The sequence below is a fragment of the Dysgonomonas termitidis genome, from assembly GCF_042654545.1.
Taxonomy (GTDB): Bacteria; Bacteroidota; Bacteroidia; order Bacteroidales; family Dysgonomonadaceae; genus Dysgonomonas; species Dysgonomonas termitidis.
In genome coordinates this window covers 32,729-48,469 of sequence record NZ_JBHSGN010000133.1, presented here as the reverse complement: position 1 = coordinate 48,469, position 15,741 = coordinate 32,729, and the positions used below count along the sequence as shown (strand labels likewise).

Annotated in this window: 14 protein-coding genes; 3 read left to right on the top strand and 11 right to left on the bottom strand. The window is 40.8% G+C overall.

Translation table 11 applies throughout. The annotated features are described in order from the left end of the window. Window positions 1-369: 369 nt before the first annotated feature. On the bottom strand, window positions 370-2,040 hold the full coding sequence (locus ACFO6W_RS22030; RefSeq protein ID WP_380000533.1) for a nucleoside kinase: 1,671 nt from the start codon (window positions 2,038-2,040) through the stop codon (window positions 370-372). Between the two features lie 154 nt (window positions 2,041-2,194). Beyond that, window positions 2,195-3,232 carry an aspartate--ammonia ligase gene (asnA, locus tag ACFO6W_RS22025; protein WP_380000531.1) on the bottom strand — a complete coding sequence of 346 codons (1,038 nt, stop codon included), beginning with the start codon at window positions 3,230-3,232 and terminating at the stop codon, window positions 2,195-2,197. A 609-nt stretch (window positions 3,233-3,841) separates the two neighbouring features. Here asnA and ACFO6W_RS22020 point away from each other — a divergent pair. After that, on the top strand, window positions 3,842-4,255 hold the full coding sequence (locus tag ACFO6W_RS22020) for a nuclear transport factor 2 family protein (protein WP_380000528.1): 414 nt from the start codon (window positions 3,842-3,844) through the stop codon (window positions 4,253-4,255). 112 nt (window positions 4,256-4,367) lie between these two features. Here the strand turns inward: ACFO6W_RS22020 and ACFO6W_RS22015 are convergent, their stop codons facing one another. The 9 genes from ACFO6W_RS22015 to ACFO6W_RS21975 all read right to left on the bottom strand — a co-directional run bounded on the left by ACFO6W_RS22015 (window position 4,368) and on the right by ACFO6W_RS21975 (window position 13,012). After that, a complete protein-coding gene (locus ACFO6W_RS22015; RefSeq protein WP_291107294.1) occupies window positions 4,368-4,820 on the bottom strand; it encodes a copper resistance protein NlpE in 453 nt (150 codons plus the stop codon). Window positions 4,821-4,827: 7 nt separating this feature from the next. Continuing rightward, window positions 4,828-5,148 (bottom strand): heavy-metal-associated domain-containing protein, encoded by a 321-nt coding sequence (locus tag ACFO6W_RS22010; RefSeq protein WP_380000525.1) that lies wholly within the window; start codon window positions 5,146-5,148, stop codon window positions 4,828-4,830. A gap of 114 nt (window positions 5,149-5,262) precedes the next feature. Beyond that, the gene (gene gcvP / locus ACFO6W_RS22005; RefSeq protein ID WP_380000523.1) at window positions 5,263-8,115 is read right to left on the bottom strand and encodes an aminomethyl-transferring glycine dehydrogenase; all 2,853 of its coding nucleotides are present in this window, start codon (window positions 8,113-8,115) and stop codon (window positions 5,263-5,265) included. Window positions 8,116-8,132: 17 nt separating this feature from the next. Continuing rightward, window positions 8,133-8,774: an MBL fold metallo-hydrolase gene (locus tag ACFO6W_RS22000; protein ID WP_380000521.1), complete on the bottom strand. Its 642-nt coding sequence runs from the start codon at window positions 8,772-8,774 to the stop codon at window positions 8,133-8,135. A 159-nt stretch (window positions 8,775-8,933) separates the two neighbouring features. Further along, a complete protein-coding gene (locus tag ACFO6W_RS21995) occupies window positions 8,934-9,584 on the bottom strand; it encodes an NAD(P)-dependent oxidoreductase (protein WP_380000519.1) in 651 nt (216 codons plus the stop codon). Between the two features lie 66 nt (window positions 9,585-9,650). Beyond that, window positions 9,651-10,061: an Rrf2 family transcriptional regulator gene (locus ACFO6W_RS21990; protein ID WP_380000517.1), complete on the bottom strand. Its 411-nt coding sequence runs from the start codon at window positions 10,059-10,061 to the stop codon at window positions 9,651-9,653. Window positions 10,062-10,131: 70 nt separating this feature from the next. Further along, the gene (gene rsmG / locus ACFO6W_RS21985) at window positions 10,132-10,752 is read right to left on the bottom strand and encodes a 16S rRNA (guanine(527)-N(7))-methyltransferase RsmG (RefSeq protein ID WP_380000515.1); all 621 of its coding nucleotides are present in this window, start codon (window positions 10,750-10,752) and stop codon (window positions 10,132-10,134) included. Window positions 10,753-10,756: 4 nt separating this feature from the next. Then, window positions 10,757-11,602, bottom strand: a complete 846-nt coding sequence (locus tag ACFO6W_RS21980; protein ID WP_380000513.1) for a DUF3298 and DUF4163 domain-containing protein — start codon at window positions 11,600-11,602, stop codon at window positions 10,757-10,759. Between the two features lie 228 nt (window positions 11,603-11,830). Continuing rightward, window positions 11,831-13,012 carry a vWA domain-containing protein gene (locus tag ACFO6W_RS21975; protein WP_380000511.1) on the bottom strand — a complete coding sequence of 394 codons (1,182 nt, stop codon included), beginning with the start codon at window positions 13,010-13,012 and terminating at the stop codon, window positions 11,831-11,833. 157 nt (window positions 13,013-13,169) lie between these two features. Here ACFO6W_RS21975 and ACFO6W_RS21970 point away from each other — a divergent pair, with 157 nt between their 5' ends. Together ACFO6W_RS21970 and ACFO6W_RS21965 are read left to right on the top strand one after the other, a co-directional pair. Further along, window positions 13,170-14,975, top strand: coding sequence for a tetratricopeptide repeat-containing sensor histidine kinase (locus ACFO6W_RS21970; RefSeq protein WP_380000509.1), 1,806 nt, complete (start codon window positions 13,170-13,172; stop codon window positions 14,973-14,975). Then, the gene (locus tag ACFO6W_RS21965; RefSeq protein WP_380000507.1) at window positions 14,972-15,730 is read left to right on the top strand and encodes a LytR/AlgR family response regulator transcription factor; all 759 of its coding nucleotides are present in this window, start codon (window positions 14,972-14,974) and stop codon (window positions 15,728-15,730) included. The genes ACFO6W_RS21970 and ACFO6W_RS21965 overlap by 4 nt, the downstream gene beginning before the upstream one ends. The last annotated feature ends 11 nt before the right edge of the window (window positions 15,731-15,741 follow it).

Sequence of the window (15,741 nt, the reverse complement as noted above, 5' to 3'; positions counted from 1 at the left end):
TTAATTACACAAATAATAAGATAAAAAAACATATTAGCCTTACCTTATGTCACATTTTTAAACATCGTAACATTTTTATTTACACAAATTGACAATATATGACACAATAAAAAATGAAAAAAGAAATATTAAATAGTTATGGAACGAAAAACATCTGCATATTTTTTATCTTCTCCCTCTTTTAGCCTGATAATATATTGAAAAATTAATTTAACACTCACGTTAATCCGCATATTTATAAAAACTCCACAGAACTCAATGAGTAAATACAAAAAAACGATTTTCAATAATGGTATTTTATCCATGAATATAACAAAGAGGGCTGTCAGATATTCGAACAGCCCTCTTTTAGTATTTTACCTTATTACATTAATACTTAAAGCTGCTTCCACCCACAAATTCCCTCAATAATGAGGTTGGAGGCAGCTCCCTGTCATTTATATAATTGAAGTATTTGAGAAACTTCAATAATCTATGAGCCTCTGCATACTCTGCCGCACTATTCGGCACTTGCGACAGAATCGGCTCGGCATAACGGCGCAATGCCGCAAATTCATACATCATAGCCGAATTAAACATTACATCGGCATTTTCCTGATACGGGAAAATCCATTTATCCTCTCCCTTACGTACACTCGCCCAACGCGACAATGTATCTATGGCCGAATAACTACGATAACGATAATCACGAATCAAACGGCGCAACAAGCGGTTATCCGTTGTAGGTATCCAGTTGTGATTATCCAACGAAATTGTAGTTAAAGCCGAAACATACACTTTGAACTTCTGATAGTCGGGAATCCCTATTGTTAAATCCGGATTTAGCCCGTGTATTCCTTCTATAACTAATATAGTGTGCTCATCGAGCTTCAGCTTATCTCCTTTATATTCTCTCTGGCCTGTAGTAAAGTTGAATGTAGGCAATTCCACCTCTTCACCTTTAAGTAATTTCTCAAGGTCTTCATTGAACTTAGGTATATCCAGCGCGTATAGTGATTCAAAATCATAGCCGCCATCCTCATCCAAAGGAGTCTTGTCCCGGTTTACAAAATAATTATCAAGAGATAATCCGACAGGTTTTAACAAATTGACCATCAACTGTACCTCGAGGCGCATACGGAATGTCGTCTTTCCCGAAGAAGAAGGCCCTGATATGAGCACAACCCGGACCCCGTCTTCGGAGCGGGCTGCAATCTGCTCGGCGATATTGGCAATCGTTTTTTCCTGATAGGCCTCCGACACCTTTATTACGCCCGGCATCAGGCCTTCCTGATTGGCTTTATTCATATCGCCAACATTATCCAAACCTATTATATTAAGGAACTTAAGGTGCTCCTTATATACATTATACATCTTAGGTTGTTCTATGACAGGCTCCAGTTCAACCGGATTACTCCGATTAGGCACACGTAGCAATAAGCCATCATTGTACAACAGTAAATCGTATATGTTAATATATCCGGCTGATGGCACCAGGCAACCGTAAAAGTAGTCGACTGAATCCCCCAGGCGGTAATACTTGGAATACATCTCACCTGATGTTTCCAGTAAGATGGCTTTATCTTCGAACCCTCTTTCCCTGAACATTTTCACAACCTGCACAGTTTCTTCTTCAACTCCTTCGAAGCGCATATCGGCATTGATGTATTCTTCTATCTTCGCTTTTATAGACTCAATTGCAGCCTGATCTATAACAGAAGACACATTAATAATGCGGCAGAAATAACCTAGCGAAATAGGATGCTCGATATAAAGCTGTCCCTCCGGAAAAATCTCCGAAACTGCTTTTGCCAGCAAGAAGCACAATGAACGCACATAAGTCCGCATTCCGGAAGGCTCTGTCAGATCAACGAATATCACTGTCTTATTATGGTAAGCCTGATAGTCCAGCGGTTCTGTCTTATTATTAACTTTCGCATTTACTACCGGAAATTCTGTTTTCAGAGAAAAACCTTTTAATATATCAATCAGGCTTGTTCCTACGGGGAAGTCCTTATAGCTGTCTGTATTTGTGCAGTGAATAGTTACCTTATTTTCCATGTTTTGTCTAGTTGAATAATTAAAATAACGAAGGATGTCTTTAATAAAAAACATCCTTGAATTATAAAGTTAAGAAAAATAATCCACTTACAGCTCAATCCCGATTCTTTCAGCGTCTGAATAGCGCTTATTTAAATCTTTTTATGAAAAGCCCCTATATCAACGGCATCCCCAGACTTTCAGCCTCCAAACGCATTTTTGCCGGCCATATACCAGCCTGTATTTCACCAATATGCCCTTTACGCAAGTAAAACATACAAAGCCGGGACTGACCTATTCCTCCTCCGATAGACTGAGGTAGTTCACCATTCAGCAAACGCCTGTGGAAATATAATTGCGTGCGGTCTTCCTGCCCCGATTTTTTCAATTGCTCGAGCAATACCTCCCTGTTGACACGGATGCCCATTGAGGAAAGTTCCATTCCCTGGTTCAATACCGGATTCCAGACAATAAGGTCTCCATTCAGTCCATTAAAACCATTTTCAGATCTGGTAGTCCAGTCGTCATAATCGGGAGCACGTCCATCATGCGGTTCGCCGTCACTCAGTTCTCCTCCAATACCTATAATAAAAACAGCACCATATTTTTCTGCGACTTTATTTTCCCGCTCCTTAGATGAAAGGCCCGGATATTTGTTCAGTAATTCCTCTGCATGGATAAATTTTATCTCACCGGGCAAGATCGGAACTATAGCAGGGAATGCCTCATACACAAGATATTCGGTACGAACCAAGGCGGCATAGATACGACGAACCACTTCTTTCAGGAAGTCAAGATTACGATCTTTCGGCGACATCACCATTTCCCAGTCCCACTGGTCAACATACAGAGAATGCAGGTTACCCAGTTCCTCATCGGCTCTGATCGCGTTCATATCCGTATATATACCGTAGCCTTCATTTATACCATAATCAGCCAAAGTCAGACGTTTCCATTTCGCCAGCGAATGAACAATTTCGGCTCGTTCGTCGCCCATATCTTTGATCGGGAAATTAACGGCACGTTCCACACCATTCAGGTCATCGTTTATTCCCATTCCTTTCAACACGAATAAAGGAGCGGTTACACGACGCAGCCGGAGTTCGGACGATAAATTTTGCTGGAAGAAGTCTTTTATTCGCTTGATACCCATTTCGGTTTGTTGCAAGTCAAGCAAAGCAGTGTACTGTTTTGGTTTTATTAAATAGCTCATTTTTATATTTTGAACGTTTTCGCTGTTAAATAACACACAAAGTTAACTTTTAAATATTAATATGAAAACATTTTCAGATCAATTAATGCATTATGATATCCCGGATCTAATGTACCAATGAGTAAATATGCCGATGTTCCAAGGAATTGTTGAACTATTAGCCGATAGCCGTTAACTTTAACTATCATATAAGATTAAGGCTGCCACTTGTTAAAAGGTAACAAAGGTAACACTTGTTTCAGTGAACAGTAAACAGTTAACAGTACGTGGTCTGTCATGCTGAGAGAAACGAAGCATCCCGTCAGAGAGTAGTAAACAACCTGTCTCTTGTATCTTTCTCCAAAAAGGTAACAAAAGTAACAGTATTTTCAGTCATCAGTCAACAACTCGTAAGATGTAAAACTTTGCGCCTTTGCGTCTTTGCGTGAAACAAAACAAAACGTCAGCTAACTTGTAACTCGTAACTGCTTTAATCAATATTTCAAAGAGCTAAAATAATATAGATAAACATTTTCTTTTTTTCTACAGATTTCTATCTTTGTTTTTTAGCGCTTTGTCAGAATAGCTTAAAGCTTTATTAACAATTTTGGTTAATTGTAATTGCATAAAATGGATAAGAAGTTGAAGATGGATATAAAAGATATATTTTATCAATATATAGATGCCATAAATGAACATAATGTGGAGAAAATTTATCATTTAATGGCTGATGACTATATATTTTCTGATGCATGGGGTGGAAAATCTAAAGGAAATGATAAAATGAAAAATGGATGGAAAGATTATTTTAAAATGTTTCCCGATTATAGAATAGAAATTACAGATATATATTTTGATGGAAATAAAATAGCGGTATTTGGCCTTGCTAGTGGAACATTTGAAAATAAAAAAACAGAATTGAATGAAAATTATTGGAAAGTACCGGCTGCATGGCAGGCTGAAATAATAAATGGAAAAATAAAATCATGGCAAGTATATGCCGATCAAAAAAAAGTATTTGATATACTGGATAAAAATAAATGAGAATAAGTAGAACGTAAATAACGATTTACCATAAAACTAAAAGATACTTTATTCAAGAAAAAAGTCCTTTCCATAATCATGAAAAGGACTTTCTTTATATAAAATCAAAGAATTATTTCTTCAAAATATACAGGTCAGCCATATCTCCGGTTATTTTATTACCTTCCATATCCAACTGTGTCAATGTATTCTCTCCTACGAAATACTGGTTAGGCGCATCTTTCACACCATCCAAAATAATTGTATTACCGGCAGCATTCCAGGTATATTTTCCTTTTTCTTCCGATTTACTGTTTTTCTTATTTACATACTCTGTATTTTTAACGTATGTACTGTCAGATAATGTAATAGATACAATCATGCCTTCGCCACTGGCTGTAGGCATTTTGCCAGTATATGTTCCCACATAATCCAGCGAATTTTTAGCATTATGCTCGTCTTTTACCTGCTTCGCGATTTCAGAGAATTCATCGACAGAAGCTTTTTCTTCCTGTCCTTTTTGAGTGCCACCACCACAGCTATACATCAATCCCATAGCTGCAATAATGATAAATAATTTTTTCATGTTTCTATTATTTTTTTTGTTCACTATTGTGTATTTTGACCTCATACCCCAATTTTTCAATTGCGGCTTTAAGATTTTCCACGGTTGTCTGAGTTTTCTTGAATTCGATCTGTACTGTTTTATTTTCAAGATCTACTTTCATATCCGTTACCCCTTTTTCGAATGCGATATTCTTTTCAATACGCTTCTGACAATTCTCACAAGTCATCGAAACATCAAATAAAACTGTCTCTTTATCATTCTTCAAAGGTTTTTTATTCTGAGCATCCAGTGTTGTACTTATACCCATCATTAATATAACCGTCATTAAAAACAATTTCAATTTCATAGTTTTACAATTTTGTGTTTATTTTACAATAAACAAATTAATACGATTTTAGTTTAAACTATCTTTATATGTTTACAACAATTCACATCCCAAAGTCCTACTACAATAGATGCCTTATCCCATATCACACAGGCAGGTAATCAGGTTCCTGTCCCCAAAAGCATTATCTACACGGGCTACATTTATCCAGAATTTATTATCCTTCACAAATTGAAGCGGATAAGCAGCCTTTGATCGCGGATAAGCATGTTTCCATTCGTCCGCACATACTTCATATTCAGGATGAGGAGCATTTACCAGCACATTATCTTCTTTGGTATATGTACCGTTTTCCACTTCCCTGATTTCCTCCCATATCTGGTTCATTGTATCTACAAAACGGTTAAGTTCCGCCAGACTTTCACTCTCGGTAGGCTCTATCATCAATGTACCGTGTACAGGGAAGGACAATGTAGGCGCGTGATAACCGTAATCCATCAAGCGCTTGGCAATGTCCGATTCGGTTATACCGGATGTATCTTTCACCTTGCGGCATTCCAGTATCAATTCATGTCCTACCCTGCCCGATGTACCTCTGTAAACGACACCATAGGTATCCTTAAAACATTCGGCCAGATAGTTTGCATTCAGTATAGCTATTTTAGTCGCATGCGTAAGCCCTTCCGCACCCAGCATACGGATGTATCCATAAGTGATAGGCAATATTCCCGCACTACCAAACGGAGCAGAAGCAACAGTATTCACCGTGCTGCCATCCAGCTCAGGATGGTGAGGAAGAAACGGGATCAGGTGCTCAGCCACACAAATAGGACCCTCACCCGGGCCTCCGCCACCATGAGGAATAGCAAATGTTTTGTGGAGATTGAGGTGACATACATCGGCGCCGATAAAGCCCGGATTGGTCAGTCCGACCTGTGCATTCATATTTGCTCCGTCCATATATACCTGCCCTCCTTTTTCATGGACAACCTTGCACATTTCCTTTATTTCCTTTTCGAAAATACCGTGTGTAGACGGATATGTAATCATGCACCCTGCCAGATTGTCTTTATGCAGATCAGCTTTCGCCTGTAAGTCTTCCAATACTACATTCCCATGCGCATCGCAATCTATGGTAACAGTCTCGTATCCGGCCTGTATAGCGGATGCCGGATTGGTACCGTGAGCCGATGCAGGAATAAGGATAATGTTGCGATGCCCCTGTCCGATACTCTCCTGATATTTACGGATTGTCATCAAGCCCGCATATTCTCCGGCTGCACCCGAATTAGGTTGAAAACTAACGCCTGCAAAACCTGTTATTTCTTTGAGGTATTCACCCAGTTCTTCTATCAATTCGTTATATCCCTGAGTCTGCGACTGAGGTGCAAACGGATGGATATTCTGGAACCCGCCCAATGAAAGAGGGAGCAGTTCTGATGCAGCATTCAGCTTCATGGTGCATGAACCGAGCGAAATCATAGAATGGGCAAGTGATATATCTTTTCTGTCGAGGCGTTTAATATAGCGCATCAACTCCGTTTCGGTATGATATGAATTAAATACTTCGTGCTGCAAGTATTCGCTTTTACGGAGAAACTCATCTTTAATAGTCAGTTTTTCGGGAAGATCATCAATCATAAATACCTCCATACGTCCGGCAGCAAGGGAAAACACAGCCAGAAGTTCATGGGCTTTATATTCCGTGATAGTCTCATCTATACTGACACCGACTTCCCCACCCTCATAATAACGCAGATTGATATCGCGCATTTCAGCATATTCGCGTAAAGAATATTGAGAGACACCACTAGCCAGACCTATTTTTAATGTATCGAAATACTGCTCGTTAAGGACAGTATAGCCCAGTTCTTTCAGTTCATCCGCTATCAATGCTGTTGCCGAGTGAATCCGTTTCGCTATCTCCTTCAAGCCTTTAGGCCCGTGATATACGGCATAGAAACCGGCCATAGTAGCCAACAATGCCTGAGCCGTACAAATATTTGAGGTTGCTTTCTCCCGCTTGATATGCTGTTCGCGGGTTTGCAATGCCATACGATACGCCGACTTACCATAAGCATCTTTCGATACACCGATGATACGTCCGGGCACATTCCGTTTGTTTTCTTCTTTTGTTGCGAAGAATCCGGCTGAAGGCCCCCCATAAAACATCGGAATACCAAACCGCTGGCTGCTTCCGAATGCTATGTCTGCACCCCATTCTCCCGGAGGGACCAACAGGGTCAATGCCATCAGATCGGTAGCTACAGCGACTTTACATCCTGCTGCATGCACTTTTTGAGTAAAAGCTGTATAATCTTCGACACTACCGTTCGAATTCGGGTATTGGATAATAGCACCGAAAAATTCACTGTTAATATCAAATACCTTATAATCGCCAACTACGACCTCTATACCTTGCGGCACGGCACGGGTATTGATTACAGCGAGTGTTTGCGGGAATATATTTTTATCAACAAACAATTTGTTTGCTCCGTTTTTCACCTGATCGCGGCTGCGCAGGGCATGCATCATTGCAGCGGCTTCCGCTCCGGCTGTAGCTTCATCTAGCAGGGAACAGTTCGATAAAGGAAGACCTGTCAACTCGCTCACCATTGTCTGGAAGTTCATTAAAGCTTCGAGACGGCCTTGCGATATTTCCGCCTGATATGGTGTATAAGACGTGTACCAGACAGGATTTTCGAACACATTACGGAAAATAGGCGCAGGACATACCGTATCGTACCATCCCATCCCTATATACGAAGCGCATATACGGTTTTTCGAGGCCATCAATGCCATTTCTTCGGCATATTCGTGTTCGCTGAGAGCCTCCGGCAAATTCAATCCACTTTGCAGCCGGATATTCTGAGGAATCGTCTGGTCTATCAGCTCATCAAGGGATTTTACCCCGATTTTAGCCAACATTATTTTCTCTTCTTCTGCATTGATGCCAATATGGCGATGTTGGAATCTTTCGCTTTTCATGTGCTTTCCGTTCTGTTTTATTGTAAATAAAAATTACTTTTAATTTCTTCCCCTATTGTAGTTAATGGCCCGTGGCCTGAATATATGACTGTTTCTTTAGGCAGTGTAAGCAGTTTGCTCTTTATACCGGCAATAAGCTGTTCATGGCTTCCTCCGGCAAGGTCGGTACGCCCTACGCTTCCCCTGAACAATACATCTCCGACAAAAGCGCAGCCAGCATCCTGATTATAGAAAATGATGCTGCCCGGCGAGTGCCCCGGTATTTCCAGGACTATAAATCTCTGATTACCGAATGTCACCACATCGTTTTCATTCAGATACTTGCTAATCCGGGGAATTTCAGCACTTTCATTCTTAAAGCCGAACATTTGCAATTGGGCCGGCAATTGCTCCAGAAGAAATTCATCTCCTTTGTTTGCCTCTGTTTCCAGATGGAACTGTTCGTATATAAAATTATTTCCGAATATATGGTCGAAATGCAGATGGGTATTCAAGAGGTGCTTTACCACCAGGTCGTTATCGAGGATAAAATTCAGCAAGAGCGTCTTCTCATCCGGGAAGAAACAGCCCGGATCGATGATGACACACTCCTTCGTTTCATCATATGCCACATATGTATTTTCGCTAATCGGGTTAAACTCAAATATTTTTACGTTCATAGATTTTACAAATGACTTTCTGTTAAAAAACAGCCTAAAGATAAAACTTTTTTCGTTTCGAAACTAGCCATTTAAGCTTATATCTTATGTTATAAATATACAAAAAGGCAGTATTCACATTCGAAATACTGCCTATACCGTATAGATTCTATATATCAATTAATATCCGGCCGTAAAGCGTTGGCGGGAGAATTTATGATTTTCAATCTCGTCAACAACAGCTACCGAAAGATCTTCGACAGACAATACCGATTCGCCATCCTTATCAAATACAGGTTCATCCGTTCCCAGCCTGTATTTACCTGTTCTTCCGGTCTTAATACCCGGATGCATATTGATAGCAGGTGAAAACATTGTCCAGTCAAGTTCTTTTTCTTTTTTCAGCACATCCAGGTAATCCCTTGCCGCAGTTGCTCCGGGTTTAATACTTTCGGGAAAATCAGCGCCATCTACGATTTGCCGGCCATCTATATACAGGCTACCGGCCCCTCCTATCATTACATAACGTTTTACTCCGGCTTCCTTTACTGCTTGCCGGATAGCTTCCGATCCTTTCATAAAATCATTATAAATGTTCGGATTCGACCATCCGGGATTAAAAGCACTCAATACGACATCATTTCCCTTCAATACCGCGGCTAATGCTTTTAGGTCTGTTACATCTGCTGCAACCGCCTTTGGCTGGCCATCCTTCACCGGAATCTTATCTACCGAACGGGCCAGTGCTGTTACTTCAAAACCTCTGTTTACCAACTCTTGTAATAAATGTGAGCCTACAAACCCTGTTGCTCCTATCAATGCTACTTTCATACTGTTTTATTTTTTAATGTTATCCTTTTCTGTATCTATATTTATTACAGTTTTGCGTAAAAAAAATCATTCGAATTTCTTCTTGAAATCGGCCAGTGTCTGGCCCGAAAGTTTTGCGATTATAAAATCTTCTGCTTCCATATTCAAATCGTGCAAATGTTCATTAATCTGTTTCCCTACCGGACATTTCGGATTCGGGGATGCTAATGAATTGCCCAACGCTGTCTGCGAACTGACTATTCTATATATATCTGAAAGAAGTATCTTGTCTGCCGGTTTTGCCAGCATACTACCTCCGTTTTTACCTTCTTTACTTACAACAATCCCATGCCTGCGAAGGTTCGACAATTCTTTTCTTACCAATACAGGATTGATATTCATACTTCCTGCCAGATAGTCGGAAGAAATCCATTCATCCAAACTCGTAGCCAGGAGTACTAATATATGCATTGATATTGAAAACTTACGATCGCTCATACTGTAATATTTATAATTACAGTACAAAGGTAGATATATTTTTCTCTTAGCAAAAAGAATTAACAATTATTTAAATAAGAACGTAAACGATTTTCTTGGTCTTGAAATATTCTTCTTCGAAGAACATAGATAAGTCATCTGCTTCGGCTGTCTTCTTAAAAGGCTTCAGTTCGCCTTCAAGGTTTCCCCCTTTAAGGCAAATCAGACCGTTTGGCAAAGCATTGTGCTGTTCTTTCGAAATATTCTTTTTTATAATTTTTACTAGATCGGGCAGCGGCATTACTGCGCGGCTTACTACAAAGTCAAATTTTTCTTTTACTTCTTCGGCCCTACAATGGCGGAACTGGATATTCTTCAATCCGATAGCCGTAGCCACCTCGGTCGCCACCCTTATTTTTTTACCGATACTATCTACCAGCAGGAACTTACATTTTGGAAACAATATAGCCAGTGGCACTCCGGGAAATCCTCCGCCCGTACCTACGTCCATAAGCTGTGTCCCGTCAGTAAACCGTATAAGCTTTGCTATAGCAAGAGAGTGCAGGACATGATGTGTATAAAGATTTTCTATATCCTTGCGCGAAATTACATTTATCTTTGAATTCCAGTCAACATATAAATCATAAAGAGCTGCGAATTGTGCCTTCTGCTCTTCGCTGATATCCGGAAAATACTTAAGAATTATTTCCATATTATTATTTCCCGGCAAAAATTGATATTGGTGAATTATCTCTCAGCAAATCCCTGATTTCATTATAGGAAAGGGATACACGGATCTCCCCAAGAGAAGGAGCCGAATATTCTCCCGGATTGAAAATATAGGTCAGACCATTATTATCTACAAGGAAATTTTCATTCGATGTCAGGTCTTCAATTCCCCAGTAACCGAATTCGAGAAGGTCTTCTGGCTTCTGCACTTTATTTTGAGCAACTATTTTTCTTATCAGAATAGCATTCAGTAATTTCCTGTATTCAGGCAAGAATATATCCTGTTCACTCAATATATTCCCGGTCTTTAAATCTATCACAATATTGCGGTAAGCCGTAGAAGAATTCGCCCCGCCTTTATAATCCATCGATGATATCTGATACGATAATATATCGTCCATATCGAATATCACTTTTGTATCCAATGTTTTATAATACGAAAAATAATCCTCTGTGTCGCCTGATTCCTGCCAGTCGGGAAACTGCTCTTTGGCATCAGTCTTATATTTCTCCACATAATCTTCCACATATTCATTGATGGCATCCTGCGGCTTCATTTGCTCGTATTTCTCATCTTCCATCAGGGCAAAATTCAATACCTTCTGTACCGTAGCCAGGATCTTCTCATCCGTAAACTTCACGGGGAAGATATATGTAATCTTTAACGAACATGACGGTTTTGTAGAATCGTTATCCAAATGATATATCTTGGAAACCGATATGGAATCGTAAGATATCTCGTTCGGTGTATTCATCTTTTTCTCTGTCTTACAGGATATAAAAACAGCGAACGATAATACTAATAAGCTGATAGATGTAAGTATGATTTTCATATATACTATTATTTAACAATACAAATATACGACAAAATGGAAGAATGCCGATTTTTACCTAACATTTTTACATTTCGATATCCTTTTATCTTTATAGATAAAGTAAGCTACTTCCTGTAAATCCAGTCAGTAGCCTACTTAACATAGAAACAAAAAACTAATGGATTTGTTTACCTCTTCAGCATTTGCATCGGTATAGTTTTGCTCGGGCACAAGGCCGGAAGTCCATTATTTACTGATAGTATAACCCTTCTGATTGGCAAATGCAAGAACGGATTCGTTAATAGCCTTGCCTAGATCGTCGCTGGTATCATCGTTTTTCAGTTGCTTGTCTATATAGTCCTGACGTTTTTTTGCCAGTTCATTTATTTCTTTTTGTATAGCGGCTCTTTCGGTTTCTTTTCCGGCAATTACATTTTGTATTTCAACCTTCGATTTATCCTGCAATTCTTCCGGAAGGTCGGATTGCCTTATATTATCCAGGGCATCTTTGTCTTCTTTAACCCTATCCACCAGATCCCAGCTACTATTCTTATAAACGCTTGCCGATTTACTCACCGCACGTTCCGCCATATTCGACCACGATATGGATTTCGCATTCACATCCTGAACGGCCTGCATTTTTTTCCGTGCAAAACCATTGTGCCCATATCCCAGATAAGTCGCATTCAGACGGTCGTTACAAATACTTATTCTGTCATCGTAAGGAGTATCGTAATAGCGCACTTTCGCATTATGGTCGATATTAAAAAACTTCCCTTTTCCCCTTATAGCGGCATCACGCCACATTCCCTGAACACCTGAGCTATGATTGCCGCAATGTATTGTATTCACAAATATATCCTTGCCCAAAGCTCGGTCTATAGCAGATTTATAAGAAATACGCCCTTGAGTGAAAGGTTCATTACCCGCGATATAAATAAGCTTCATATCCGATGTGTTTCTGCCCCAGTCCAGCACTTCTACGGCTTTATTTATCACTGCCCCGCAATATTCGTCTCCTCCGTAGGTGGTCAGAGCGAATAGCTTTTGAGAAATCAGATCGAGATCGGTAGTCAGAGGCGTCACCTGCCGGATATAATCGCTCGTGCGTACACCGTCATTACCATATTCATACAAAGCAATTTCTATACGGGGAGCTTTCCCTTCGTACCGCAGTGTGGTAAGTGTATTCACTATGTTCCATAAACGAGACTTAGCCTGTTCAATCAGTCCGTCCATACTGCTCGATGTATCGAGTAGAATAGCAACCTGTATTTTCGTCCCCCTGTTCATTTCATTATCAGTTGCAGATACGGACAATTCCGGATTCTGTTCCTTTCCTCTGTTTTCAGCTGTTGCTGCGGAACAGCCGGCAGTTGTTGCGACAAAAGTGAATAACACCGAGCTTAATAGTACAAACTTTTTCATATCATTGTGTTTTAATTGGTTTCTTTGCTCAAATGTATTACGTTAAGAATTAACAATAGTGGAAAAATGGGTGAACGGTCATTTTGAATTGGTGAACTATAAGGTATAAATGTTTTAAAAGTATTTACTTTACAATCTCAATCAAACACAACAGCTTATGCATATCAGATATATACTTATACTCCTTCTTATCCTGATCTCAGCACCAGGTTGGGCGCAGCAGCCGAAGAGCGCATCCAAGCAATCAAGGGAGAATATACGGATACAGGAGGTTTCCAAAGCCATAGAAGAAGGTAAGTCCGATATGGAAGTGGCCGAAAGTTATGAGAAACTGGCAAAAGAACTGTCCGAAAGAGGAGAATATGCAAAAGCCGAAGATTATCTGACAAGAGCTAAACGAATATACCAGATCCGCAGAGAAAAGGAGAAACTGGCCGCTGTGGAACGGGAGCTGGCAAAAGTTCAGGAAGCACAGGATAAGAGGTATGATGCCTTTCTTAACTTTAGTTCTGCACAGGCAAACACCTCCAACAAAAAGATGCAGCAAATCAATACCAATGATATGTATCGTGTGCAGAACTACAACAATCCGGCTGTACAATCGGGATATATACAACAGAATATACTGCTGGCCGAAGAACTGGACAGCAAGGAAGATAAAGTCCTTGCCTACCGGCAAATGGCACAAGTGAACAAAGATATGGACAATACTCCCGAAGCAATCAGAAACCTCGAGAAAGCCTTGATCACTGTCCAGGGCCAGCCGGAAGCATCCATGCAGATACGGCAGGATATAGCCAGCACCTATGCCTCCGACAACCAGATAGGAAAAGCAATAGAAATAAACAAGGATCTGGTTGCGGAAGCCAAAGAAACGAACAACCCCAAAGCCGAGATCAAGCAACTGCAAGCCCTGTCTGAAAATTACCTCGAGGCCAATAAGCTAGCCGAGAGTGTATCCGCCCTGCAACAGGCATACAGCCTCGCCATAGATAACGGACAGACCATAGAGGCCAAAAACAGCCTTAAGTTGCTCGTAGAACAATATCAGAGGATGCATCAACCCCAGAAAGCCCTGGATGCTTATTCCGACTTCATGAAGAAGCTCGAAGACCTTGTAAAGAACGACAGTACGCTGCTGGACGAAAGATTCTTTCACGTACAGGAGGAGAAAATACTCCGGCTGGAAAAAGAACGGGCGCTAAAAGATGAACTGATATCCAGAACCAACAGGTTCAACTATGTACTACTCATAGCCATTGTGCTTATACTCATCTCACTCGTCTTTATAGCCAAAGCCCTCTATTCCATCAAGAAGAAGAATAAGCGGATAGCCCTGCAATCGCTGCGCAGGGAAATGAACCCCCACTTCATTTTCAACAGCCTCAATAGCGTGAACCAGTTCATAGCGCAAAATAACGAACTGGAAGCCAACAAATACCTGTCTTCCTACTCCAAGCTGATGCGCAATATCATGGAGACTTCAAACAAGGACTTTATTCCGTTGGCTACCGAGATGGAGCAGATGAAGGAGTACCTCGATCTGGAATACATGCGCTTTCACGACAAGTTCACCTATAAGATGGAGATAGACAATTCGCTGGATGCCGATTCCCTGTTCATTCCCAATATGCTGATACAGCCACAACTGGAAAATGCCATCTGGCACGGACTACGCTACAAGGATGGTATGGGACTGCTTACGTTGAATGTAAAGCCCGAAGGTAATCATCTGGAAGTCATCATCGAAGATAACGGCATCGGACTCACAAAAAGCAAGGAGCTAAAAACCAAGCACCAAAAAGAACACCGTTTCCGCGGACTGAATAATACACAGGAACGCATCAACCTGCTGAACAGCCTGTACCATACCAACATATCAATTTCCATCACCGAGAAGGAAGGGACGGAAAGCGGAGTGATAGTCAGGTTATTATTCCCCTTAATGAACAAGAACTTATGAATACACTGCAAAGAATAAAGAGCGTAATAGTAGAGGATGAACCCGCCGCCCGGGAAGCCCTGAAAAACTATCTGGCGAAATACTGTCCGCAAATAGAAATTACAGGCGAAGCGCATAATTGCAAGGATGCCATCCCCCTTCTTCACGATCTGGAACCGCAACTTGTATTCCTCGATGTGGAAATGCCGTTCGGTAATGCCTTCGATGTACTGGAAGGCTGTAAAGACCTCTACTTTGAGACGATATTCGTCACGGCTTTTTCCGAATACTCTTTGCGGGCATTGAACCAAAGCGCGGCATACTATCTCCTGAAACCCGTAAGCATCGAGGAACTGATATTAGCCGTGAATAAAGTTCAGCAGCACATCATCAATAAGGAAGTCTTCAACCGCAACAAAATACTGGTAGAGAACTTCCGCGAAACCAAGCCGGAAAAACAGCAGGTCATACTTCCTACTCTCGAAGGCTTCGAAGTGGTGAAGGTGGAGGATATCATCCGCCTGCAAGGCAACGGAAACTTCACCGATATCTACCTGAAAGACAAGAGCAAGAAGATGGTTTGCCGGTTCCTCAAGCATTTTAGCGAGATACTGCCCTACCCTTTCATCCGCATCCATAAGTCACACATCGTAAACTTCAACTTTGTAAAGTCATATCACAAAAACTCCGGTGGATATGTGACTCTGGAAGATGGTACGGAGATCGAAATATCATCCAGCTATAAGGAAGATTTCCTCAGGTTCTTTAAAGCATAGATCCGGAGCCT

Excerpts from the sequence above, each read along its gene's own strand:
- ACFO6W_RS22030 (WP_380000533.1), bottom strand. The coding sequence starts at position 2,040 with ATGGAAAATAAGGTAACTATTCACTGCACAAATACAGACAGCTATAAG.
- asnA (WP_380000531.1), bottom strand. The coding sequence starts at position 3,232 with ATGAGCTATTTAATAAAACCAAAACAGTACACTGCTTTGCTTGACTTG.
- ACFO6W_RS22020 (WP_380000528.1), top strand. The coding sequence starts at position 3,842 with ATGGATAAGAAGTTGAAGATGGATATAAAAGATATATTTTATCAATAT.
- ACFO6W_RS22015 (WP_291107294.1), bottom strand. The coding sequence starts at position 4,820 with ATGAAAAAATTATTTATCATTATTGCAGCTATGGGATTGATGTATAGC.
- ACFO6W_RS22010 (WP_380000525.1), bottom strand. The coding sequence starts at position 5,148 with ATGAAATTGAAATTGTTTTTAATGACGGTTATATTAATGATGGGTATA.
- gcvP (WP_380000523.1), bottom strand. The coding sequence starts at position 8,115 with ATGAAAAGCGAAAGATTCCAACATCGCCATATTGGCATCAATGCAGAA.
- ACFO6W_RS22000 (WP_380000521.1), bottom strand. The coding sequence starts at position 8,774 with ATGAACGTAAAAATATTTGAGTTTAACCCGATTAGCGAAAATACATAT.
- ACFO6W_RS21995 (WP_380000519.1), bottom strand. The coding sequence starts at position 9,584 with ATGAAAGTAGCATTGATAGGAGCAACAGGGTTTGTAGGCTCACATTTA.
- ACFO6W_RS21990 (WP_380000517.1), bottom strand. The coding sequence starts at position 10,061 with ATGAGCGATCGTAAGTTTTCAATATCAATGCATATATTAGTACTCCTG.
- rsmG (WP_380000515.1), bottom strand. The coding sequence starts at position 10,752 with ATGGAAATAATTCTTAAGTATTTTCCGGATATCAGCGAAGAGCAGAAG.
- ACFO6W_RS21980 (WP_380000513.1), bottom strand. The coding sequence starts at position 11,602 with ATGAAAATCATACTTACATCTATCAGCTTATTAGTATTATCGTTCGCT.
- ACFO6W_RS21975 (WP_380000511.1), bottom strand. The coding sequence starts at position 13,012 with ATGAAAAAGTTTGTACTATTAAGCTCGGTGTTATTCACTTTTGTCGCA.
- ACFO6W_RS21970 (WP_380000509.1), top strand. The coding sequence starts at position 13,170 with ATGCATATCAGATATATACTTATACTCCTTCTTATCCTGATCTCAGCA.
- ACFO6W_RS21965 (WP_380000507.1), top strand. The coding sequence starts at position 14,972 with ATGAATACACTGCAAAGAATAAAGAGCGTAATAGTAGAGGATGAACCC.